Source organism: Ruegeria sp. O6, assembly GCF_056535045.1.
Map to the genome: position 1 here is coordinate 183,662 of NZ_JBQERM010000006.1, position 21,680 is coordinate 205,341.

The following is a 21,680-nucleotide window of genomic DNA, read 5'->3' on the forward strand; positions in this document are numbered from 1 at the left end:
GGGCGCCGCATGACAGCGCCCCTGTTTTGATATCAATCGAAAGTGTAAGGAGCGCCGGCCTGGTTGATGACCGAGTTGTACTCACGGAAGATGCCAACGATCTTCTGGTGAATTTCGCCTTCCTGTGCGACCTCGTCCCAGAATTCGATAGCGGCATTTTCCACTTCTTTCCATTCTGCCGCCGGAACCTGTCGCAACTGCAGTTTGTCGCCATTCGCGCGCAAGGCCGCTTCGCCGCCCCAATACCACTGGTTACGATAGGTGTGGCCTGCTTCGACACCTGCCATCACAACCGATTTCAGGTGGTCAGGCAACTCGGCCCAGCGTTCCTGGTTTGCAAACCAGGATCCGATCCACGCGCCTGAGATGTTGTTGGTCAGGAAATAGTCGGTCACATTGGCCCAGCCAACAGTGTAATCTTCAGTGATGCCCGACCAGGCCATTCCGTCCAACTCACCGGTTTGTACCGCCACTTCCGCGTCTTCGTAAGGGATATTGACCGGCACAACACCAAACTTGGCCAGGAAACGCCCGGCCGTCGGGAAGGTATAGAGCTTCAGCCCATCCAGGTCGCCAAGGCTCTTGATTTCCTTTTTGGTGTTGAAGTTGCAGGGGTCCTGACCCGCTGCCGACAGCCACGTCACGCCAACCTTCTCATATTCCGAGCGCCAGATATCAGCCAGACCGTACTGGTTGAACAGCACCGGAACGTCCAGAATATGCTTGGTGGCGAAGGGGAAATAACCACCGAACTGACGCAGCGGAGTAGGCGAAGCCATGGAATCGTCGTCTGAATGCACACCGTCAATCGTGCCGCGTTGCAGGGCCTGGAACAGTTCACCTGTCGGAACGATCTGGTCCGCATAGAACAGTTCGATCTCAAGTTCGCCATTGGCATTGGCGTTGATGTAATCGATGGCTGGCTTGGTCACATGTTCGCCCAATGCGCCACCGGCATAGGTCTGGAACCGCCACTTGATGGCGGATTGCGCTTTGACGATCGCAGGAGAGGCCAATGTGGCGGCCCCCGCCAGACCGGCGGAACTTAGAAATCTGCGTCTTGTAGTCATTGTCTTTCTCCTCTGTTTAGTCTTGCTGAACTTCGCCCCTTGCCGGGGTCTTGTGACTTAATTTCCATAGACATAATTCGGCAGCCAAAGCGCGATTTCAGGAAAGATGATGATTATGGCCAAGGCGCAGACCATCACCAGAACAAAAGGAACGATCGAACTGTAGATATCGCGCAGCGATATTTCCGGCGGGGCCATCGCGCGCATCAGGAACAGATTATAGCCGAATGGCGGCGTCATATAAGCGATCTGCGTGGTGATCGTATAAAGCACGCCGTACCAGATAAGATCAAAGCCAAGCGCACCCACCAGCGGAACGTAAAGCGGCGCGACGATAACCAGCATGGCAGTATCGTCCAGAAACGTGCCCATCAGGATAAAGCTGAGCTGCATGAGAACCAGGATCATCCAAGGGGAAAGACCCAGTTTTTCGGTGAACAGGCTTTCGATTGCCTTGACCGCACCCAACCCGTCGAAGACAGCGCCAAAAGCCAGAGCCGCCAGAATGATCCACATGAACATACACGAGATGCCCAGGGTGTGCCGAATTGAATTCTCGAAAACCGTGCGTGTCAGCCGCCCTTTCAGAAAGGCAGCCAGCATGGCCGTAGTGGCGCCGATGGCGGAGGATTCCACCAACGAAGTCCAGCCGTTAACAAAAGGGACCATCATCACCATGAAAATGCCCAAGGGTAACAATCCGGCTTGCAACAGCAGCAGCTTTTCTCGCAACGGAATGTCGCGGTCTTCCGCGGGCAGGACCGGGCCGAGCGACGGGTTGATGCGGCAGCGGATGACAATGTAGATGATGAACATGGCCGCCATCATCAGCCCGGGTATCACTCCGGCAAGCCATAGCTGGCCAACGGGTTGCCGCGCGATCATGGCATAAAGAACCAGAACAACGGATGGTGGCACCAGAATCCCAAGGGATGATCCGGCCTGAATGACGCCGGTCACCATGCGCTTGTCATAATTCCGGCGCAGCAACTCCGGCAAGGCAATCGTGGCACCAATCGCCATACCTGCAACGGACAACCCGTTCATTGCCGAGATCAGAACCATCAGTCCGATGGTTCCGACAGCCAGACCACCGGACAAGCCACCCATCCAGACATGGAACATCTTGTAAAGGTCATCTGCGATCCGACTTTCGGAAAGGATGTATCCCATGAAAATGAACATGGGCAGTGTCAGCAGCGGGTACCACTTCATGACCTTGATCGCAGCGGCAAAACCCAGATCGTAACCGCCCCTATCCCCCCAAAGGAACAAGGCTGAAACCACAGCGACACAGCCGATTGCACCAAAGACGCGCTGGCCGGTCAGCATCATTAGCATCATTGATGCGAACATCAGCAAGGCAATCATCTCGTATGACATCAGATTACCTCACGCGGGATATCGTCGCCGCACAGGCGCAAGATATCCTTGAACAATTCGGACACGGCTTGCAGCAGCATCAGGAAGATACCGATAACCATGATCAGCTTGACGGGCCACAGGTAGGGCCGCCAGATCGTCGCGCTGCGCTCACCGCCATATTGGAAAGAATACATCAGGCTGTCCCATCCACCCCACAGCAAGATGAGCAGATAAATGATCAGGAATACGACTGTGAAGGCATCCGTCCAGGCCTTGCGGCGATGAGACCATTCGCCATAAAGCAGGTCCATTCGCACGTTTGACCCCATCTGGATCGAATAAGGGCCACCAAGCATATAGTAGGCCACCATGGCGAACTGAGCCATCTCGAGTGTCCAGAGCGACGGTACGAAAAAGGTTTTCGAGACCGAAGACCAGAACAGAATACCCATCATGACGAAAATGCCGTACATGACGACGCGTCCGATCCAGCGGTTCGTTCGATCAATGACCGCCACGTAGCCCCGCAAGAACTTCATCTCGATACCTCAACTCTCATTGTTTCGCCTCTGTGTGCGAATACGCATCAATTACCGTTTGCAGGATCGGCGTCAGAATCCCGGCGATGCGGTCTACTCCCGTTGGTGTGTCGATAAGATCGTTTCGAACCTCGACCATGACATTCGGAAGCCCCCGACTGATCGCATGTTCCTGCAACGTGTGCGTGACGCCATCCGTGGCAGAGTAAGGTTCGTTCAACGCGGCATTCAGACCCGAGCCCTTGGCACAGCGCAGCATAAGTTGGGCCGCCCTGTCATCTTCGTCATGAAGAATGCCCAGTTCGACTGATCGTGTCTTTCCGTTGTAGACGGGCGTGAAACTGTGCATCGTGACAACGACAGGCGGCCGGTCCTGCGCGTCCAGAGTGGACGACAAAAGCTGTTTGAACGGCTCATAAACCTCGTGGATTCTTTGGGCGCGTTGGGTGTCTGTCAGGTTCTCATTGCCGGGAATGGAAAACACTTCGCTTACCTGCGGCATAGCATCTGCACGTTCAGGCGAGCGGTTGCAGTCGTAAACAAGTCGGCTGATGCAGGAATGAACCAGCGGCGCGTCCAAAGCCTTCATCAATTCGACCGAAAGCGCCAATGCGCCAATATCCCATGCTGCATGAGACAATGCTGCGTCTTCAGTCAGGCCCAATCCGTTCAATGACGCTGGGATGAATCGGCTAGCATGTTCGCATACCAAAACGCACTGCGCCCGGCCGTTGGCATTCTGCGCGCGGGCTGCCGGAGCTTCGGTTGGAAGTAGCATTGGTGTCTCGGAATCGTGGTGCATAAGAAGCATTTGTTACAGCAACCTCAGACCTGTCAAGAAAATTACTGTAGACAAAATTACAAACAATCATATCCTGTAAAAAATTTGAGAAATGAAGGTGCCGATGGCCACCGTTGCGAAACTTGTCAAACAGCGGATACAGGAAGAGCTTGACGATCTGACACGGTCAGAACGGCAGCTGGCCTCGGTACTTTTGCAGGATTATCCAATGACCGGCTTGCAATCGATCACCAAGCTGGCCGCTGCCGCGCAGGTCTCGACCCCGACGGTCATACGTATGGCACGCAAGCTGGGTTTCGACGGTTTTCCCGCCCTGCAGGACGCCCTGCGAGAAGAGGTGGCGGCACAGATCAAAAAGCCGATCTCGAAACGGGATGCCTGGGTTGTGGATGACGCGGCGGAGCATCCCACAACGCGGTTTGCGCAGGCTGTTTGGACAAATATGCGCCACACGCTGGAACGTCTGGACAAAGAGATGTTCGACACCGTTGCCCAGCTTCTGGCAAATACGGATCGCCATCTTTACGTCGTGGGCGGGCGTATCACGCGTTCAAATGCGGACTATCTGTTCAATCACATGCAGATTATTCGACCCAATGTGACGATGCTGGGCAATTCGGCAAACGTTTGGCCGCAGTACCTGCTTGATATGGATGAAACCTCGGTTCTGGTGATTTTTGATATCCGCCGATACGAGGCCTATCTCGAGAAATTGGCGCAGGTCGCATCAAGCCGCGGTGTGACGGTTATCCTGTTCACCGACCAATGGGGATCACCGATAGGCAAGACCGCCAACTACACCTTTCACGCACTGGTCGAGGCGCCATCCAGCTGGGATTCAACAATAGCGCTACAGCTGATATCGGAGACCCTGATCGCTGAAGTGCAAGAGGCACGGTGGGAAGAAAGCAAGGAACGCATCGAGGAACTTGAGCGGTTTTTCTCCTCGACGCGGATATTCCGCAGTCACGATTGAAGGCCGTACATCCACCGGGAAATATCACGGTTTTGGTCGCGCGAATTTTCACACTTCCCGCTTGACGCGCCCCGGCGCATGACTTAACCAGCGCAAACCATTTGCGGGTATAGCTTAATGGTAAAGCCCCTGCCTTCCAAGCAGGCTATGTCGGTTCGATTCCGTCTACCCGCTCCAATCCCCACTGATTTCTGCGTCAAATGGCCCTTATGGTTGGCTGTTTCTGGCAGGAATGCTTGACCGGAACGGCGGCTGGGGCCAAGAAAGCGTTCACTTTGTAGCGTTCAATACACAAGGGCCGGACATGGCAAGACAGACCGCCAATAAACCAGCACAATCAGCGGCTCCTGGCGCTAGCGAAGAGCGGGCCCGCTCAAGGAAGATCGGGGTGCTGCGGTCGCTCTGGCCTTTCATGAAACCCTACAGGCTATTGATGATCGGGGCGACACTGGCGCTGATCCTGACAGCCAGCATGACGCTGACCCTGCCATTGGCCGTGCGACGCGTTGTCGACAATTTCCGCATTCAGGACGGTGAATTGCTGGACTGGTACTTTTTGGCAGCGTTGGGCATTGCCGCTGTTCTGGCTGCGGGAACCGGCATCAGATATGCGTTGGTCACACGGTTGGGGGAACGTGTGGTTGCTGACATCCGCAAGGCTGTATTTGATCGTGTGATCGGCATGAGCCCCGAATTCTACGAACGCATCATGACCGGTGAAGTGTTGAGCAGGATCACCACCGACACGACACTCATCCAATCGGTTCTTGGCTCATCCGTTTCCATCGCGCTGCGCAATATGCTGATGTTTATCGGCGGGCTGGTTCTGATGCTGTTGACCTCGGCCAAGCTGACCGGGCTTGTCTTGCTGCTTATCCCCGTGGTGGTGGTGCCGATATTGATTCTGGGTCGGCGTTTGCGCGTTATCAGCCGTGAAAACCAGGATTGGATCGCTGCGTCATCCGGAAACGCGGGCGAGGCATTGGGGGCGGTGCAGACCGTGCAGGCCTTTACCCACGAACAGGCCAGCCGCCAGCAATTCGATGAGATGACCGAGATGTCCTACACCGTTTCGCTGCGTCGGATTCAGACGCGTGCGGTGCTGACGGTGATTGTGATATTTCTGGTATTTTCAGGCATCGTTGGCGTTCTGTGGATGGGTGCAAATGACGTACGCAACGGTGTGATGACCGAGGGCGTTCTGATTCAATTCGTGATCTACTCGATTATAATGGCGGGTTCAGTCGCGGCCTTGTCCGAGATTTGGAGCGAGCTTCAGCGCGCCGCCGGAGCCACCGAGCGACTTGTTGAGTTGCTGAATGCCGAAGATACGGTTTCGGACCCGGCCAAACCCGCTCCTTTGCCAAAGGACGTCCGGGGCGAAATCCGGTTCGAAGATGTCAGTTTTCGCTATCCAGCGCGCCCCGATACAATCGCGCTGGATCACTTGTCGCTTCAGGTAAACCCGGGCGAGACCGTTGCCTTTGTCGGACCGTCAGGGGCGGGCAAGACGACGATCATTCAATTGATTCAACGGTTCTATGACCCAAATTCGGGCCGGGTGATGTTGGATGGCCATGATCTGCGGGAACTGGATCGCACAGATTTCCGAAAGTACATGTCATTGGTGCCGCAGGATCCAGTGATCTTTGCCGCCTCAGCCCGCGAAAACATTCGTTTCGGTCGTCTGGACGCAACGGATGCCGAAGTAGAAGCCGCAGCCCGTGCCGCCATCGCACATGATTTCATTGCCGTATTGCCCGATGGGTATGACAGTTTTGTCGGCGAACGCGGTGTCATGCTGTCGGGTGGGCAAAAACAGCGTATCGCAATCGCCCGCGCCATTTTACGCGACGCACCCGTGCTGCTGCTGGACGAGGCGACCTCGGCTCTTGATGCGGAGAGTGAACGTGCGGTGCAGGGCGCCGTGGATCAGATGCGTGCCGGCCGCACGACCCTGATTGTTGCGCACAGATTGGCGACCGTAAAGAAAGCCGACCGTATTGTCGTGCTAGAAGAAGGCCGTATCGTGGCGCAGGGCAGCCATGATGATCTGGTGTCCCAAGATGGGCTATATGCGCGCCTTGCACGACTGCAGTTCACAGATGGCGTTGCGGCAGAATAGGAGTGACGCGCGGGCATTTGTCAATTCGCCGTAGCGTCATTCTACATTTTACCCCCTTTGAAGGCTAAGGCCTCGCTTGCGCGAGGGTTGTTTTGCTTCCATCTTGGTTGCGAACAACAAGCTCGTGCAAAAACACGGGAGAAAAACGGGAGGAACCACATGGCCTTTGTGGGATTGGAAGACAAGACGCGCATGGAACAGGAAATGTCGTGGGAGGATCGGGATCTGCCTGTCACCTTCCATCAGCTCCTGTCGCGCACGGCGGGGAAGTTCCCAAACCACAATGCCATCAGTTTTCAGCTTTTTTCTGGCCCCAATGACAAAGCCGAAACCCTGACCTGGTCTGAACTTCTGGGCAAGGTCAATCAGGCAGCAAACCTGTTCCGCTCGCTGGGTGTCGGTGAAAAAGACGTGGTGGCCTATGTGCTGCCAAACTGTAACGAAACACTGATTACCATGATGGGCGGTGCAGTTGCGGGGATTGTGAACCCGATCAATCCGCTGCTGGAGCCCGAGCAGATTGCGGCGATCCTGCGTGAGACAGGCGCCAAAGTGGTTGTTACATTGAAGTCTTTCCCGAAAACGGATGTTGCCCAGAAGGTGGAAGAGGCGGTGCGCCACGCGCCCAAGGTCAACACCATTCTGGAAATTGACCTGAACCGGTACCTGACACCTCCCAAATCGTGGCTGGTTCCCTTCCTGCGCCCCAAGATGGGCGAAAAGGAAAAGCTGGCGCATGCGGATTACAAAAACTTCAACAAGGAACTTGCCAAGCAACCGACGACGCTGACATTCGAGGACAGCAAGGACGATCGCGTTGCTTGTTTCTTCCACACTGGTGGGACCACCGGGATGCCCAAGGTGGCGCAGCATAAATACTCGGGTCTGATCTACAACGGCTGGCTGGGCAACACGCTGTTGTTTGACGAGAATGACGTCATCATGTGCCCGCTGCCGATGTTCCACGTCTTTGCTGTGCATGTGATCGTGATGGCCGCCGTTTCGTCAGGTGCGCATGTAATTTTCCCGACACCCGCAGGTTATCGCGGTGACGGTGTGTTCGACAATTTCTGGAAGCTGATCGAGCGCTGGAAAGTGAGCTTTATCATCACTGTTCCAACCGCGATATCAGCCAAGATGCAACGCCCGGTGGACGCAGATATCTCAAGTGTGAAAACCGCCTTTTCGGGTTCAGCGCCGCTGCCGGTGGAGTTGTTCCGCCGCTTCGAAGAGGCGACGGGCGTCACCATCGTCGAAGGCTACGGCCTGACCGAGGCCACCTGTCTGGTCTCATGCAACCCCGTGGATGGCGAGAAAAAGATCGGTTCGATCGGTATTCCGTTCCCCTATACGGATGTCAAAATCCTGCTGGATGGACCGGATGGGCCGACAGAGTGCGGTACTGATCAGATTGGTGAGATCTGCATCTCGAACCCCGGTGTGTACGCAGGCAACACGTATACTGAGGCCGACAAGAACATTGGTCTTTATCACTTTGACAAATACCTGCGTACGGGCGATCTGGGGCGGTTTGACGAAGACGGCTACCTTTGGATCACCGGTCGCGCCAAGGACCTGATCATTCGCGGTGGTCACAATATCGATCCTGCTGAAATCGAAGAGGCGCTGCTGGGTCACAATGCAGTTGCCTTCGCGGGGGCGATCGGTCAGCCGGACGCGCATTCGGGCGAAGTGCCCTGTGCCTTTGTTGAATTGGTTGATGGGGCGTCGGTCACTGAAAATGAGCTGCTGGAATATTGCAAAGTTCACGTGCATGAGCGAGCCGCACAACCCAAGCATATAACCATTCTTGACGAGTTGCCGAAAACTGCGGTCGGCAAGGTGTTCAAGCCGGACCTGCGCAAACACGCCATCACCCGCATCTACAATGGTGCTCTTGACGCTGCGGGTCTTGCTGCGCGGGTTGTTCTGGTGATCGACGATAAAAAGCGTGGCCTTGTCGCGCAGCTTGACGCGAACGGATCTTCGGAAGACGATGTCGCGAAAGTCCTGGGCGCATTTACCCGGCCCTGGGAGTGGTCCAAATAAGCCGGAGGAACAATGGACTATGAACGCCTGATCGACGAAGAAACCTGGGCGTTCATACGCCGCACGGCCGAAAGCTATCCGGATGATGCGGTCGATTTGTCCATCGAGGACCAGCGTCGCGTCTATGACACGATGTGCGAGCAGTTTCGCCAACCGCGCCCTGCCGGTGTCGAAACCCAGGACCTGTACGCCGATGGCGTGCCGGTCCGCCATTATACCGCCGGACATCCGACCAGAACGGTCGTCTATTTTCATGGTGGTGGCTTTGTTGTTGGCGGGCTGGACAGCCATGATGATGTCTGTGCCGAGTTCTGTGCCCAAACGGGATACCGCGTCGTTTCAGTTGACTACAGGCTGTGCCCTGAACATGTGCATCCGGCGCAGTTCCAGGATTGCTGGACGGCTGTGAAATGGGCGGCGGCTGAGTATGGCGACCCGCTTGTTCTGGCCGGGGATAGTGCGGGAGGAAATCTGGCAGCAGCTATCGCCCACCATGCGCGCGGGCGGTTGGACAATATACTGGGGCAGGTGCTGATCTACCCCGGTTTTGGCGGAGACCAATCGCGCGGCTCATATCTTGAGCACGCCCATGCTCCTTTACTGACACTGGACGATATTAAATTCTACGAAACCGTCCGATACGCAGGTACCCCGCCTCAGGGCGATCCGACTTACGCGCCCTTACAGGACAATGATTTCTCGAAACTGCCGCCTACTGTTGTGATTACTGCTGATTGTGATCCGCTCCGTGATGACGGGAAGGACTATTGCGAGCGGATCAGCGCAGCTGGTGGTCTGGCCCATTGGATCAACGAACCTGGCCTTGTCCATGGGTACCTGCGCGCGCGAACCTCGGTAAAGCGCGCAGCAGACAGTTTCGAACGGATCTCGATCGCAATCGAAGCACTTGGGCAAGAAATCTGGCCCTACGACTGACGCCAGCCAGCTACTTCAGGAAAGGCTTAGCCTTCATCGTCTCTGCGAGGGGTGCACCCAAACGGTTCAGAATGGTCGGGGCCAATTGGATCTGGTCGATTACGGTTTCCGTGTCAGGCCCGTCGGCATCACCGAAGTAATACAGCGCGGTTTCCTGTTGCAGTGGGCTGCGCCCACCGTGGTGTCCGCGCTCGTCCTGACCGTGATCGGCGGTGACGATCACCTCATACCCTAGTTGGCGCCAGCGTGGGATGAACGGGGCCAGCATCTCGTCTGCAACAAAACAGGCATGATCCATTTCCTCGCAGTCGTGATAGAAACGGTGACCCATGCTGTCCAGTGTGCAGGTGTGCAGGATTCCATAGTCCAACCCAAAGCGCAGACACAGATTGGTCAGGGTCGCAAATAGATCGACGTCGGACGGGGTCATCTGATTGTCTTTGCCGTAACCGGTCATGCTGTGAAAGCGACCGTGATTGATGGTCTGGCTCTCTGGCTCGTCATATTCGACGTCCCGCACATAGTCGAACGGGTGACGGTTGAAGAACTGCGACCAAAAACTGTGCGTTACTGCCCCAGTCACGCCGCCGGCCTCACGTACCTGGCTAAAGATATCCTTGTGGCTCAGGCGAAAAACGTTGCCGTTTCCGGTGCAGCCGTGTTCTTGCGGGGTTACGCCCGTATGGATCGATGCATAGCAACTGGCCGAAGTTGAAGGCAGCACCGCGCGGTGCTTCCACACCCGAGCTTCGCCGCTGTCGACCCAGCCTTCGAGGTTGCCGAACAGGCGGCGGAAATTCCGGTATGGTACTCCGTCAAGGATGATCAATAGTAGTTTACGGTCCATGGTTCGGCCTTTTGATCTGAGTATTTCATGGGGACGATACGCGAGTTGAAACCACGCGCCTGTCAAATCGCGTCCCAAATAATAAATTCCCGACGTCAGCCAAGATGCAAAACGCCGGGAATCCATTTCTTCAAAGTGATGTTACAGGCGCAGAGATCAGTTCCCCGCGCTTTCCATTTTGCGATGGGCAACGACCTCTTCCAGCCAACCCAGATGCATCTCGGGCACCGAGCTCAGCAGCAGGTCTGTATAGTCGTCGAATGGCGGGCTGAGCACCTGGCTCTTTGGGCCATAGCGCGCCACGCGTCCCTGATACATCACCGCAATGCTGTCGCTGATCGCCCGAACCGTCGCCAGATCGTGGGTGATAAACAGGTAGGCCACATCCTCGATCTTCTGCAAATCCAGCAGCAGCTTGAGGATACCGTCCGCCACAAGCGGGTCGAGTGCCGATGTCACCTCGTCGCAGATGATCATCTTGGGCTTGGCCGCCAAAGACCGCGCGATACACACGCGTTGCTTCTGGCCACCGGACAACTCGGCTGGGTAACGGTCGATGAACTTCTCGCCCAACTCGATCTCGTCCAGCAACTCGACAACCCGTTTGCGTTTTTCGGCACCGCGCATGTTGAAGTAGAACTCCAGCGGGCGCCCGATGATCGTGCCGACGGTCTGGCGCGGGTTCATTGCCACGTCAGCCATCTGATAGATCATCTGCAACTCGCGCAGGTCCTCGCGGGATCGTCCGGCAAGATCAGGCGAAAGTTTGCGTCCGGCAAACGTAATCTCGCCATCGCGCGGCGGCAACAGGCCGGTGATCACCCGGGCGAGTGTCGACTTACCAGAACCGGATTCGCCCACAACTGCCAGCGTCTGCCCCGGATGAAGCTCGACATTGACGTTGTGCAGCACGTCGAAATTCAACCCCTTGTAACGTGCGGTGATACCGTCAACGCTCAACAGTGGTTCCGCTGTGGGCTGTTTTTCTTCGTGCTCGATCGAACGGACCGAGACCAGAGCTTGCGTGTACTCTTCCTGCGGGTTGTTGATGATCTGATCGGTTGACCCGTATTCAACCGTATTTCCCATCCGCAGAACCATGATTTCGTCGCTGACCTGCGCCACGACCGCAAGGTCGTGCGTGATGTAAAGAGCAGCAACACCGGTATCGCGAATGGCTTCTTTGATCGCCATCAGCACGTCGATCTGCGTGGTCACATCCAGCGCCGTGGTGGGTTCATCGAACACCACCAGATCGGGTTCAGGGCACAGCGCCAGCGCCGTCATGCATCGCTGCAACTGTCCGCCTGAAACCTGGTGCGGGTAGCGGTCACCGATATTATCCGGGTCGGGTAGACCTAGTTTGGCGAACAGTTCCCGCGCGCGGCCTTCGGCCTCTTTTCGCGAAAACTTCTTGTGCTCGACCGCAGCTTCTACAACCTGATCCATGATCTTCTTGGCCGGATTGAACGACGCGGCAGCGGATTGCGACACATACGCAACCTCACCCCCGCGCAGATTGCGGATATCGCCATGGGATGATTTCAGGATATCGCGCCCATTTACCCAAACCTCGCCGCCGGTGATTTCAACACCACCCCGGCCATAGGCCATGGAAGCGAGGCCGATGGTGGATTTCCCGGCACCGGATTCTCCGATCAGCCCCAGCACCTTGCCGCGTTCGAGGTCAAAACTGACCCCGTGCACGATTTCGATGTCATGGGGTTTCTCACCCGGTGGGTAAACGGTCGCACCGATCTTGAGGTCACGGACCTTGAGAAGGGTATCACTCATCCCCGACCTCCTTTCAGCGATGTGGTTCGGTTCAGGATCCAGTCAGCCACAAGGTTGACCGAAATCGCGAGCGTCGCGATGGCCACGGCGGGGTAGAGCGCTGCGCCAATGCCATACACGATGCCGTCCTTGTTTTCCTTCACGATGCCGCCCCAGTCGGCCAGCGGTGGCTGAACGCCCAGCCCCAGAAACGAAAGGGTCGAGATGAAGAGAACCATAAAGATGAACCGCAGCCCAAACTCGGCCACTAGCGGTGACAGGGCGTTTGGCAGGATTTCGCGGAAGATGATCCAGGCACGGCCCTCGCCGCGCAATTTGGCCGCCTCGACATAATCCATCACGTTGATGTCGACAGCAACCGACCGCGACAGGCGATACGGGCGGGTCGCGTCCAGAAGCCCCATCACCAGGATCAGGATCGGAACCGTCACCGGGACGATGGCCAGAATGACCAGCGCCAGGATCAGCGTCGGGATCGACATAACCAGATCAACTGCCCGGCTGAGCACCTGATCGGCCCAACCGCCCAGAACCGCAGCCAGCAAACCCAGCGACGTGCCGGTTACAAAGCTGAGGATCGTAGCCGCAGCAGCAATGAAGATGGTGGTGCGCCCGCCATAGATCATGCGTGTCAGTAGATCCCGACCGATATTGTCGGTGCCCAACAGGTGTTCGGCGCTTGATGGCTCCCACACATCGCCAACCACTTCGGCCATACCGTATGGTGCAATCAAAGGTGCGGCCAAGGCGACAAAGAAATAGAGACCTGTGAAAAACAGACCGATCATCGCCGAAATTGGAATATTCTTCATCATTTCGGATGCCTCAGTCTTGGGTTGGCCAGGATCGATACGATATCGGCCACCATGTTCAGCCCGATATAGACGGCGGCAAAGACCACACCACACGCCAGCACGACCGGCACGTCACGCTTGGTCACCGAGTCCACCAGGTATTGTCCCATGCCGGGATAAACGAACACCACTTCGACTACGACAACACCCACAACCAGATAGGCCAGGTTTAGCATCACCACGTTTACAATGGGTGAGATCGCGTTCGGAAAGGCATGTCGCGCAATGACCTGAAAGTTCGACAACCCCTTTAGTTCCGCCGTTTCGATATAGGCCGACTGCATCAGGTTGAGGATCGCTGCGCGGGTCATGCGCATCATCTGCGCCAGAACCACCAGTGTTAGCACGAATGCGGGCAACGCGATCGCATTGAGTTTTTGCCCAAATGACATCGAGTCATTGATCATCGCAAGCGAGGAAAACCAGCCCAGCTTTACCGAGACATAGTAGATCACCACATAACCGATCAGAAATTCGGGGATCGAAACCGTTGTCAATGTGATGGCAGAGATCAGCTTGTCTGGCCAGCGGTTGCGGTAGCGGACTGCCAGCAGGCCCAGAAAGATGGCAAGGGGAACCGAAACCACGGCCGCGGCGCATGCCAGAAACAATGTGTTGCCCAACCGTTTGCCAATGCTTTCAGCAATGTCGAGCTTGTTGGTCAGGGACTGACCCAGATCACCCTGAACGATACCGCCCAGCCATTCGAAATAGCGGGTCAGGGCAGGCCGGTTCAGGCCCATTTCTTCGCGAAGGTTTGCAAGGGCCTCTGGGGTTGCGGACTGCCCCAGGACGGCTTGCGCTGCGTCTCCGGGAAGGGCTTCGGTCAGGCCAAAAATCAGAGCCGAAGCGCCAAACAGCAATAGGAGTCCCAGCGCAAGGCGCTGGGAAACCAGTTTGATGATAGGATGCATGATCCGTGGCCCGTTTTAGACGAACCACATTTTGCGGGACATGTTGCCGTTCATCATCTCTTGGTTCGGGTCTGATTCCCAACCATCCAGCTGATTACTGACGCCTTCAACAAAGTTGTTGAACATCGGGCAAATCAAGCCGCCTTCGTCGCGGACCATACGGCCCATCTGGCTATAGATGCCTTTGCGCTTTTCTGCATCCAGTTCTGCACGCGCCGAAAACAACAGATCGTCAAAGGCCTGAACTTTGAAACGAGTGTCGTTCCAATCCGCAGTTGACAGGTAAGCGGTAGTATACATCTGGTCTTGTACAGGGCGACCACCCCAGTACGACGCACAGAAGGGCTGGACGTTCCAGACTTCGGACCAGTAGCCATCGTTGGGCTCACGTTTGATTTCCAGCGGGATACCAGCCTGAGCGGCCGTCTGCTGGAACAGAGCTGCGGCGTCGACAGCACCTGGGAAGGCACCATCTGCAACACGCAGGATAATCGGCGAGCCATCATGGCCAGACTTTTTGTAGTGCTCGGCCGCCTTTTCGACACTGAACTCGCGCTGCTCGATTGTTTCGTCAAACAGTGGGTAGGCCGCGTTGATCGGCATATCATTACCGATCGAACCGTAGCCTCGCAGAACCTTGTCTACCAGGTCAGCCCGATTGATGGCGTATTTCAGCGCGGTGCGCAGTTCATTGTTATCAAACGGTGCCGTGTCGCAATGCATGATGAAGACATAGTGACCGCGACCAGCGGTAGAATGTACGGTCAGGTTGGGTGCGCGGCCCAACAGGTCGGCAACTTTGGGTTCCACGCGGTTGACCGCGTGGACCTGTCCGGATTGCAGGGCAGCGGTACGCGCAGTTGCGTCGTTGATGACGATGACTTCGACACTGTCGAAATTGCCGTAATCGCTGTTCCAGTGGTTTTCGTTCTTTGTAAACAAGTGACGCACACCGGGTTCGTCAACTTCCAATTTGTACGGTCCAGTCCCGATACCTGCCCCCGGATTATCCATACCGCCATCAGGCTGAATGATCAGGTGGTAATCGGCCATCAGATAGGGCAGGTCGGCGTTTGGCTCGGTCAGGGTGACCTGGAAGTTGTCGCCGTCAGCTTTCATTGACTCAATGCCCTTCATGATGCCCAGGGCACCGGACTTGGAGTCTTCGTTCGAGTGGCGCTGCATGGTTTTCAGCACGTCTTCGCTGGTCATAGTCTTGCCGTTGTGGAATTCGACACCCTGACGCAGCTTGAAAGTCCAAACCTTAGCGTCGGCGCTGCCTTCAACGCTTTCCGCCAGACGCGGCTCGATCGAGCCGTCTGGTGCAACTTCAACAAGCTGGTCACCAAACTGTTTGCCGTTCTGGAAGGGAACCGAGCTTGCGTAGGTCGCTGGGTCCAGAGAGTTAGTGGATTCACCACCCTGAAGACCAAATTTCAAATCACCGCCCTTTTTCGGCCCAGCAGCCCGAGCGGCGTCCGCGAACATTGTGCTGGCCATCGCAGCCGAAACACCCAGAGCCGCGGCTTTCCCCATGAATTCGCGGCGGGTCATTTTTCCGGCTGTGACCTGACCGGCCATATGCGTGATTTGTTCGTTCATCGATTATTCTCCCTATCGAGTGGTTTTAACCCTTTTCGGGTTTTTGTTGACGCATGAGTCAACGTTGGCTTATTTCGGCGGACCGGGCAAGGGTATTTCTCCTAGATGCCGAAGGCCGAAGCGCAAGTAACCTTGTTTGGCGCGATGCCCTTTCCACAAGAATACTATGATACAATTCTGTTTCAGGCCAGTTTCCGAGCCTTTGCGGTACGGCGCGGTGCGATATGCGTCAATTCATCCACGTATTGCGACAACCAGGTCCATGACATTGGTGCCGGTTGGCCCGGTTGTCAGCAAGGCTTGGGCTTTTTCCAGAAACGATCCGCTGTCAGCATTTCGAAGGGCGGTTATCCCGCTTTCGCTCCATGTTGCGCCGGTAATGATTCCCCCTGCCGCATTGGTCGGCCCGTCTGTGCCGTCCGTGCCGCCGACAACAACTGTAAGGTTTGGCTGCCCGGCAATCTCCTGCGCCAGTGCAAGTGCCAGCGCCTGGTTTCGCCCACCGCGCCCAGGGTGATCGGGCAAGACCACTGTCGGCTCTCCGCCGAAGACCATCACGCCCTTTTCCATGCCGCGCAGCAGTTGGCCGAGATGTGCGGCAACCTTCAGATAGTCGTCATGCAGCGCCTCTTCATCGGCCCAAACCTTTAGCCCAGCCGCTTCGGCGGCTTGTACAACCGCACTGCGGGCATGGGCGTTCGAGGCCACGATCCGCGTGACGGCCTCAAATGTGTGGCTGGAAGGCAAAGCGCCGACACCCGATCCAATGACATTGAGGTCGTCGCCCGGTACGTCCGAGATGGCCAGAACGGTCGCGCGCGCGCCCGCAAAGTGCGACAGCAACCCCCCGCCTTTGATGCGGGACAGTTTGCGCCGCTCAGCGTTCATAGCGCCGATGTCCATTCCCTCTGACAGTAACTTGCGGTTCAACGCTTCAAGATCGCTCAGCGATTTTCCGGGCAAAAGGTCCTCGGCCAACGAAGACGCGCCACCCGACACCAGAAGCAGCACATGTGATCCGGGTTCCATCTGCTCCAGCGCAGCACGCAGAGCGCGCCCGCCTGCAAGGCTGCGGTTGTCCGGAACCGGGTGCGAGGCTTCGATCACCTCGACAGTGTCCGGCAAGTCACGGCCGTGATCGTCCTTGGTCACAACAAGCGTGGGAATCGTGCCGAACCGCGCCAACGCCGCCCGTGCCATGGCGGCGGCGGGCTTGCCTACGGCCAGAATACGGTCCGGTTTCGGGATGTCGTGCAGGGCGGCCTCGGTGGCGGTGTATCCGTCAACGGCCTCAACCCCGGCGCGCCAAAGTTGAACGGCTTGCTTTTCAGTATCCATCAAGTCTCCACCCAGATTGTGACCGGTCCGTCGTTGACAAGTTCAACGGCCATGTCGGCCCCGAATTGTCCAGTTTCCACCGCTACACCTTGCGCAGCAAGGTAGTTTGCGAAGGTATTATACAGATGCTCGCCAAGTTCGGGCGGTGCTGCAGTTGAAAACCCCGGCCTGTTACCGCTTGTTGTATCTGCCGCCAATGTAAACTGGCTGATCACCAAGGCTGACCCTTTTACATCCAGAAGCGAGCGGTTCATCTTGCCCGCATCGTCCTTGAAAATCCTGAGTCTGGCGGTTTTCCGGGCCAGTTTTTCAGCCTGGGCTTCATCGTCCCCCTGCATGGCGCAGACAAGAATCAAAAGCCCCGGACCGGATGCGCCAATGACATTGCCATCGACCGATACTTTGGCTTGCGAAACTCTTTGCAGCAATGCGCGCACGCGGTTCCCCCCCCTTGGCGATTATCTTGCCTGAGCGATGGTTTAGCCGCGCCAGTCGACAAAGTCACCCAGCGCGGCACGATCTGTGCGAAAGTTATTTGCGGGATGCTTTCTGTCTGAATACCCAAAGGAAATCGCGCACAGGATCAGACGGTCTTTCGGGATCTGAAAATATCTGTGCAGGAACGGGCCATACGCAGCTAATGCGGCCTGAGGAATGGTTGCCACGCCCAACGCCTGCGCTGCCAGCGAGAAAGCCGTAACAAACCCTCCGCAATCCATTGCGCCATATGGCCCAAGTTCCGCCGGGCTTGAGACGATGGCGCAATGCGGTGCATCGAACAGAGCGAAATTGCGCATCATTTGTTGGGCCGATCCTGCCCGGTCCCCGCGTTCCACACCGACTGCTTCATAGAGCGCCCAACCGCACGCGCGGCGGCGGTCTTGATAGACGCCTGAATATGACGCGGGAAACGGAAGATCGGGGGCCGGTGCGCCTGTTTCAGCTTCGTTTTGCATCGCCGCGCGGAACCTGTCGGTCTCTGCGCCGCTTGTGATCACCAATTGCCACGGCTGCGCGTTACACCAGCTTGGGACCCGGGCCGCGCTGGCCACGATTTGTTCGATCTGCTCCTTTGGTACAGGGTCGGGCAGGAAGGCCCGGCAGGATTGGCGTTTCTCCAGAAGGTTATTCAGTTCTGCGAATGACACTAGCGCCTCGTTGTTATGTTCCGACCCTCAGGATGATCATGCCGCGCGAGATGTACAAGCAGTTGCTATTGCTGCCCGTTGGCTGCCAGATACCCGACAACCCCGGCAACAAGCAGGCCCAGAACAACGGCAATCGTGATCTTGATGGCTGACCAGGGACGTTCCCCCTGAACCCGCCCGGTTCGACCGTTCACCACAAATCGATAGGTCTGCCCGCGATATTTGTAAGCCGCCATCCAGATCGGCAGCAGAATATGTTTGAAGGTGACATCGCGCACCTCGGTGTCCACCGCGTGGATACGCTGCTTGTCACCCCCAATATCGAAGCGAACATCCCGTTCGATCACGCGCGCCATATGCGCGCGGGCCTCGGTATAGCCCTCATTTAGTTCAACTGTATATGCCTCGGCGCGAAATCCGGCGAGGTATTCTGGCTGGTAAGGTTCAAGTGCCGGCAGATCCCAAGGCTGCAACGCGTCAGTGTAAGCCTTGGGCAACGACTGCGAAGCCAGCACCAGGACATCGTCAAAAAAACGCGCAACACGACCCGATTTGGGCGACCAGCGCACCTTTGGCACCTGTTGCTGAACCCGTTTACCGTCCCGCATCACAGTGTGGGTTTCATAATAGATCACGCCGCGCTCACCACGGTAGGCGGATTTGGTGTCGGCATCAAAGGTCCAGTACGGCACATAAATGCCCTGCATCTTGCGGCCCTTGCGGGCATAGTCCTTCAGCCCGTTGGGCGCGAACCATAACCGCCCCAGCCAATCGCTCATCGCCTTATGCGCCTCGCGCTCGTCGAAAGCAAAAGGCAGAACGCCCTTCGGCTTGATATGCCGGTTCACGCCGGTGTCGGTTACCACCGGCGTGGCACAGAACGGGCATTCCGCAGCGTGCGTGTTGGGGTCGAATTCAACCTGGGCTGCGCAGTTCGGACAGGACAGAACGCGGGTCTGTTCCAGCTCGCTGTCAGGCAGACGGTCCGCAATGGCCGCGTCAAAATCCAGTTCGCGCAGGCTGGCACCTTGCCAGGGGCCCGATCCGATTGGTTCCGAATGACCACAATGATCACATGTCAGCGTACCATTGCTAGGGCTGAACCGATAATCCGCACCGCATTGCTGGCAGGGAAAGCGGTGCTCTGCAAAGTCAGGGGCGTGTGTCATACGTTACCCAATAGTGTCAGGTCAGATGGAGGAGTATCGCGTTTCGGTCAGGCCCCCGGCGGCGGTGGCGGCAGAATGGTGAACAGTTGCGCCAGTTCCTGCACGTCACCGGCCTTTTTCCAGCCGTCCTGGCCCGCGGTCCAGACATAAGTGTCGCGCGTCAGATCGCCCTCGCTGGCCATTCGGCCCATCCTGGCTTTGGAGTATGGGCCGCTGGTCTGCCCATCCACGGCGATATGCCAAACATGCTCGACCGGCGGCGGCGGCGGGGCCGTATGAGCTGCCGGACGTGGGGCAGCGGGGGCGGGCGATCCCCACGGGCCGCTCGGCTGGCCCGCTGCCATGTTTGACATCTGCTGTGCCATCGCCATGCCCATTCCCATGCCAAGACCTGCGCCCATGCCACCGCCTTGGCTGGGGTTGCTGGCCGCAGCCGTCATTGCCTCTGCTGCGGAATACTGTGTGAATTTGCCCAGATCTCCGGCCAATCCCATCGAGGTCCGCTTGTCCAATGCGGCCTCGACCGCCGGAGGAAGCGAAATATTCTCGATGTAGAATTCCGGCATCTCCAGCCCATAGCCTTCCAACACCGGGGAAACTTCAGTCGCGATCAATTTGCCCAGATCAGCCGTGTTCGCCGCCATGTCCAATACAGGAATACCTGACCCCGAAATAACGCGGCTGAACTCCTGCACGATGATGTTGCGGACCTGAAAGCTGATCTCGCTCATGGTGAATTCGCCGTCGGTTCCGACGATTTCCACAAGGAACCTGGCCGGGTCTTTGACCCGAACGGTATAGGTACCATAGGCGCGTATGCGGGTCGGCCCGAACTCGGGGTCGCGCAGCATGATCGGGTTCTTGGTCCCCCATTTCAGGTCGTTGAACCGGGTCGTATTGACGAAGTAGATCTCGGACTTGAACGGCGACTGAAAGCCATGATCCCAGTGCTGTAATGTGGTCAGGATCGGCATGTTGTTGGTCTCTAGCATATAGAGACCTGGCGTGAACACATCCGCCAACTGCCCTTCATGCACAAATACGGCCGCCTGACCTTCGCGCACAGTCAGCTTGGCACCGTATTTGATTTCATGGCCTTCACGCTCGAACCGCCAGACCATGGTGTCGCGAGTGTCGTCAACCCAATGGATGACGTCAATGAATTCTCCGGTCAGAAAATCGAATATTCCCATTTGGGTTCTCCTGTCCTTGGTGTCAGAGCGGTTGCCCCATCATTTCCCGGGCAATGACATGCACGATGGGGCGGGCCTGATCGACTGTCACGCCTGGCTCCAGCCGCTTGTCATAAAGCATTGTCAGCAGTTTTTCGTCATGGCTCGTCAGCAGGGCAAACTCGTCATCATCATTGAAGATCGATGGGCGCGCTGCCGGGCTGTCGTTCGACAATCCCAGCCCCTGTGCGATTTCTTCGTGGATACAGCTGCGGCGGACCAGATCGGTCAGCTCGGCCCGGATCAACGCAACGGCGCGCACATATTTGTACGGAGACGCCGTTGTCGCCGAGGCAAAAACAAAACAATCGAAATTCGATCTCGGATTTGCGACCAAATCAAGCGAAGCCTGACTGATATTCGGGATCAGCTGTTTCAGTCGGGACACCACATAGGTGCTGTCGTCCTTGCCCGCGAAAAAGACGTGGAAGTTAGCGTTTCGGGAGACCACGGAAATCGGATGATCCGTCAGCCTCGCCAGGCGCGAAGCAAAGGATTGAACCCGTTCCGCATCCTGTTCCCGTACAGCAGGCAGCACGGAAGGCCCAAACTCAGTCTGGATGCGCACCGGCCCCGACCAACGGCTGAGCTGCCCGTCTGTCTGGCGCGACCCGATGGAAACGTTTTGGGTCGGATATTCGCTGTAGAACGCAATCGCTTCGAAATTTCGCGCCAGATCCTGGGCATCATAAGGCGTATCGGGCCCGCCCCCGTCTGTCCGCAATAACCCCCGCACCAAAAGGTCGCGTTCGACACGCTGGTAAAACCGCGCCAGATCCTGACTTGCGGCAGAGGGCGGTACATAGGCATTCGCCGCAATAGAAACAGGCGCCGGGCGCGCTTGCGGCGCAATCGAGGATGTCAGTGTTTCATCGCAATTGGCCAAAGCCAAAAACGCCGCCATCCCCAACCCCAGTTTC

At 56.9% G+C, this 21,680-nt stretch carries 19 protein-coding genes and 1 tRNA gene; 5 read left to right on the forward strand and 15 right to left on the reverse strand.

Features of this window, described 5'->3' with window-relative positions; translation table 11 throughout:
* Window positions 1-32: 32 nt before the first annotated feature.
* From ACR0DY_RS10485 to ACR0DY_RS10500, 4 genes are read right to left on the reverse strand one after another with little or no spacing between them, the layout of a single operon-like run.
* Entirely contained in the window at window positions 33-1,070 is a 1,038-nt protein-coding gene (locus tag ACR0DY_RS10485) for a TRAP transporter substrate-binding protein (RefSeq protein ID WP_209504652.1), read from the reverse strand.
* Window positions 1,071-1,127: 57 nt separating this feature from the next.
* Complete coding sequence (locus ACR0DY_RS10490) at window positions 1,128-2,453, reverse strand: TRAP transporter large permease (RefSeq protein ID WP_267367377.1); 1,326 nt, start codon at window positions 2,451-2,453, stop codon at window positions 1,128-1,130.
* Window positions 2,453-2,974: a TRAP transporter small permease subunit gene (locus ACR0DY_RS10495; protein WP_480475706.1), complete on the reverse strand. Its 522-nt coding sequence runs from the start codon at window positions 2,972-2,974 to the stop codon at window positions 2,453-2,455. Before ACR0DY_RS10495 ends, ACR0DY_RS10490 begins: the two co-directional genes overlap by 1 nt.
* Before the next feature lie 16 nt (window positions 2,975-2,990).
* Window positions 2,991-3,752, reverse strand: a complete 762-nt coding sequence (locus ACR0DY_RS10500; protein WP_480516130.1) for an N-formylglutamate amidohydrolase — start codon at window positions 3,750-3,752, stop codon at window positions 2,991-2,993.
* A 127-nt stretch (window positions 3,753-3,879) separates the two neighbouring features.
* Here ACR0DY_RS10500 and ACR0DY_RS10505 point away from each other — a divergent pair, with 127 nt between their 5' ends.
* The 5 genes from ACR0DY_RS10505 to ACR0DY_RS10525 all read left to right on the forward strand — a co-directional run bounded on the left by ACR0DY_RS10505 (window position 3,880) and on the right by ACR0DY_RS10525 (window position 9,862).
* On the forward strand, window positions 3,880-4,752 hold the full coding sequence (locus tag ACR0DY_RS10505) for a MurR/RpiR family transcriptional regulator (RefSeq protein WP_480482048.1): 873 nt from the start codon (window positions 3,880-3,882) through the stop codon (window positions 4,750-4,752).
* Window positions 4,753-4,855: 103 nt separating this feature from the next.
* Window positions 4,856-4,929, forward strand: a tRNA-Gly gene (locus tag ACR0DY_RS10510).
* Window positions 4,930-5,056: 127 nt separating this feature from the next.
* Window positions 5,057-6,877: an ABC transporter transmembrane domain-containing protein gene (locus ACR0DY_RS10515; RefSeq protein WP_480486422.1), complete on the forward strand. Its 1,821-nt coding sequence runs from the start codon at window positions 5,057-5,059 to the stop codon at window positions 6,875-6,877.
* A gap of 159 nt (window positions 6,878-7,036) precedes the next feature.
* Window positions 7,037-8,926: an acyl-CoA synthetase gene (locus ACR0DY_RS10520; protein ID WP_480545786.1), complete on the forward strand. Its 1,890-nt coding sequence runs from the start codon at window positions 7,037-7,039 to the stop codon at window positions 8,924-8,926.
* A 12-nt stretch (window positions 8,927-8,938) separates the two neighbouring features.
* Window positions 8,939-9,862 carry an alpha/beta hydrolase gene (locus tag ACR0DY_RS10525; protein ID WP_480545785.1) on the forward strand — a complete coding sequence of 308 codons (924 nt, stop codon included), beginning with the start codon at window positions 8,939-8,941 and terminating at the stop codon, window positions 9,860-9,862.
* Between the two features lie 10 nt (window positions 9,863-9,872).
* On the opposite strand, the gene ACR0DY_RS10530 is transcribed toward ACR0DY_RS10525, so the two are convergent.
* From ACR0DY_RS10530 to ACR0DY_RS10580, 11 genes are all read right to left on the reverse strand, one after another.
* Window positions 9,873-10,709, reverse strand: a complete 837-nt coding sequence (locus ACR0DY_RS10530) for an alkaline phosphatase family protein (RefSeq protein ID WP_480545784.1) — start codon at window positions 10,707-10,709, stop codon at window positions 9,873-9,875.
* Window positions 10,710-10,865: 156 nt separating this feature from the next.
* Window positions 10,866-12,503: an ABC transporter ATP-binding protein gene (locus tag ACR0DY_RS10535; protein ID WP_480486416.1), complete on the reverse strand. Its 1,638-nt coding sequence runs from the start codon at window positions 12,501-12,503 to the stop codon at window positions 10,866-10,868.
* Window positions 12,500-13,315, reverse strand: a complete 816-nt coding sequence (locus ACR0DY_RS10540; RefSeq protein ID WP_209504928.1) for an ABC transporter permease — start codon at window positions 13,313-13,315, stop codon at window positions 12,500-12,502. Before ACR0DY_RS10540 ends, ACR0DY_RS10535 begins: the two co-directional genes overlap by 4 nt.
* Window positions 13,315-14,271, reverse strand: coding sequence for an ABC transporter permease (locus ACR0DY_RS10545; RefSeq protein WP_209504642.1), 957 nt, complete (start codon window positions 14,269-14,271; stop codon window positions 13,315-13,317). The genes ACR0DY_RS10540 and ACR0DY_RS10545 overlap by 1 nt, the downstream gene beginning before the upstream one ends.
* A gap of 15 nt (window positions 14,272-14,286) precedes the next feature.
* On the reverse strand, window positions 14,287-15,873 hold the full coding sequence (locus ACR0DY_RS10550; RefSeq protein WP_480482037.1) for an ABC transporter substrate-binding protein: 1,587 nt from the start codon (window positions 15,871-15,873) through the stop codon (window positions 14,287-14,289).
* Between the two features lie 234 nt (window positions 15,874-16,107).
* Complete coding sequence (locus tag ACR0DY_RS10555; protein ID WP_480482035.1) at window positions 16,108-17,211, reverse strand: glycerate kinase type-2 family protein; 1,104 nt, start codon at window positions 17,209-17,211, stop codon at window positions 16,108-16,110.
* A complete protein-coding gene (gene dtd / locus ACR0DY_RS10560; RefSeq protein WP_480475727.1) occupies window positions 17,211-17,648 on the reverse strand; it encodes a D-aminoacyl-tRNA deacylase in 438 nt (145 codons plus the stop codon). The genes ACR0DY_RS10555 and dtd overlap by 1 nt, the downstream gene beginning before the upstream one ends.
* Before the next feature lie 42 nt (window positions 17,649-17,690).
* Window positions 17,691-18,359: a nitroreductase gene (locus ACR0DY_RS10565; protein ID WP_480482033.1), complete on the reverse strand. Its 669-nt coding sequence runs from the start codon at window positions 18,357-18,359 to the stop codon at window positions 17,691-17,693.
* Between the two features lie 65 nt (window positions 18,360-18,424).
* On the reverse strand, window positions 18,425-19,528 hold the full coding sequence (locus ACR0DY_RS10570; RefSeq protein WP_480545782.1) for a TFIIB-type zinc finger domain-containing protein: 1,104 nt from the start codon (window positions 19,526-19,528) through the stop codon (window positions 18,425-18,427).
* 47 nt (window positions 19,529-19,575) lie between these two features.
* Complete coding sequence (locus tag ACR0DY_RS10575) at window positions 19,576-20,721, reverse strand: SPFH domain-containing protein (protein ID WP_480545781.1); 1,146 nt, start codon at window positions 20,719-20,721, stop codon at window positions 19,576-19,578.
* A 22-nt stretch (window positions 20,722-20,743) separates the two neighbouring features.
* Window positions 20,744-21,664, reverse strand: coding sequence for a DUF2927 domain-containing protein (locus ACR0DY_RS10580; RefSeq protein WP_480538226.1), 921 nt, complete (start codon window positions 21,662-21,664; stop codon window positions 20,744-20,746).
* Between the last annotated feature and the right edge of the window lie 16 nt (window positions 21,665-21,680).

What these genes read in the sequence shown, in the direction of transcription:
- ACR0DY_RS10485 (WP_209504652.1), bottom strand. Translation starts at nt 1,070, where the DNA reads ATGACTACAAGACGCAGATTTCTAAGTTCCGCCGGTCTGGCGGGGGCC.
- ACR0DY_RS10490 (WP_267367377.1), bottom strand. Translation starts at nt 2,453, where the DNA reads ATGTCATACGAGATGATTGCCTTGCTGATGTTCGCATCAATGATGCTA.
- ACR0DY_RS10495 (WP_480475706.1), bottom strand. Translation starts at nt 2,974, where the DNA reads ATGAAGTTCTTGCGGGGCTACGTGGCGGTCATTGATCGAACGAACCGC.
- ACR0DY_RS10500 (WP_480516130.1), bottom strand. Translation starts at nt 3,752, where the DNA reads ATGCTACTTCCAACCGAAGCTCCGGCAGCCCGCGCGCAGAATGCCAAC.
- ACR0DY_RS10505 (WP_480482048.1), top strand. Translation starts at nt 3,880, where the DNA reads ATGGCCACCGTTGCGAAACTTGTCAAACAGCGGATACAGGAAGAGCTT.
- ACR0DY_RS10515 (WP_480486422.1), top strand. Translation starts at nt 5,057, where the DNA reads ATGGCAAGACAGACCGCCAATAAACCAGCACAATCAGCGGCTCCTGGC.
- ACR0DY_RS10520 (WP_480545786.1), top strand. Translation starts at nt 7,037, where the DNA reads ATGGCCTTTGTGGGATTGGAAGACAAGACGCGCATGGAACAGGAAATG.
- ACR0DY_RS10525 (WP_480545785.1), top strand. Translation starts at nt 8,939, where the DNA reads ATGGACTATGAACGCCTGATCGACGAAGAAACCTGGGCGTTCATACGC.
- ACR0DY_RS10530 (WP_480545784.1), bottom strand. Translation starts at nt 10,709, where the DNA reads ATGGACCGTAAACTACTATTGATCATCCTTGACGGAGTACCATACCGG.
- ACR0DY_RS10535 (WP_480486416.1), bottom strand. Translation starts at nt 12,503, where the DNA reads ATGAGTGATACCCTTCTCAAGGTCCGTGACCTCAAGATCGGTGCGACC.
- ACR0DY_RS10540 (WP_209504928.1), bottom strand. Translation starts at nt 13,315, where the DNA reads ATGAAGAATATTCCAATTTCGGCGATGATCGGTCTGTTTTTCACAGGT.
- ACR0DY_RS10545 (WP_209504642.1), bottom strand. Translation starts at nt 14,271, where the DNA reads ATGCATCCTATCATCAAACTGGTTTCCCAGCGCCTTGCGCTGGGACTC.
- ACR0DY_RS10550 (WP_480482037.1), bottom strand. Translation starts at nt 15,873, where the DNA reads ATGAACGAACAAATCACGCATATGGCCGGTCAGGTCACAGCCGGAAAA.
- ACR0DY_RS10555 (WP_480482035.1), bottom strand. Translation starts at nt 17,211, where the DNA reads ATGGATACTGAAAAGCAAGCCGTTCAACTTTGGCGCGCCGGGGTTGAG.
- ACR0DY_RS10570 (WP_480545782.1), bottom strand. Translation starts at nt 19,528, where the DNA reads ATGACACACGCCCCTGACTTTGCAGAGCACCGCTTTCCCTGCCAGCAA.
- ACR0DY_RS10575 (WP_480545781.1), bottom strand. Translation starts at nt 20,721, where the DNA reads ATGGGAATATTCGATTTTCTGACCGGAGAATTCATTGACGTCATCCAT.
- ACR0DY_RS10580 (WP_480538226.1), bottom strand. Translation starts at nt 21,664, where the DNA reads ATGGCGGCGTTTTTGGCTTTGGCCAATTGCGATGAAACACTGACATCC.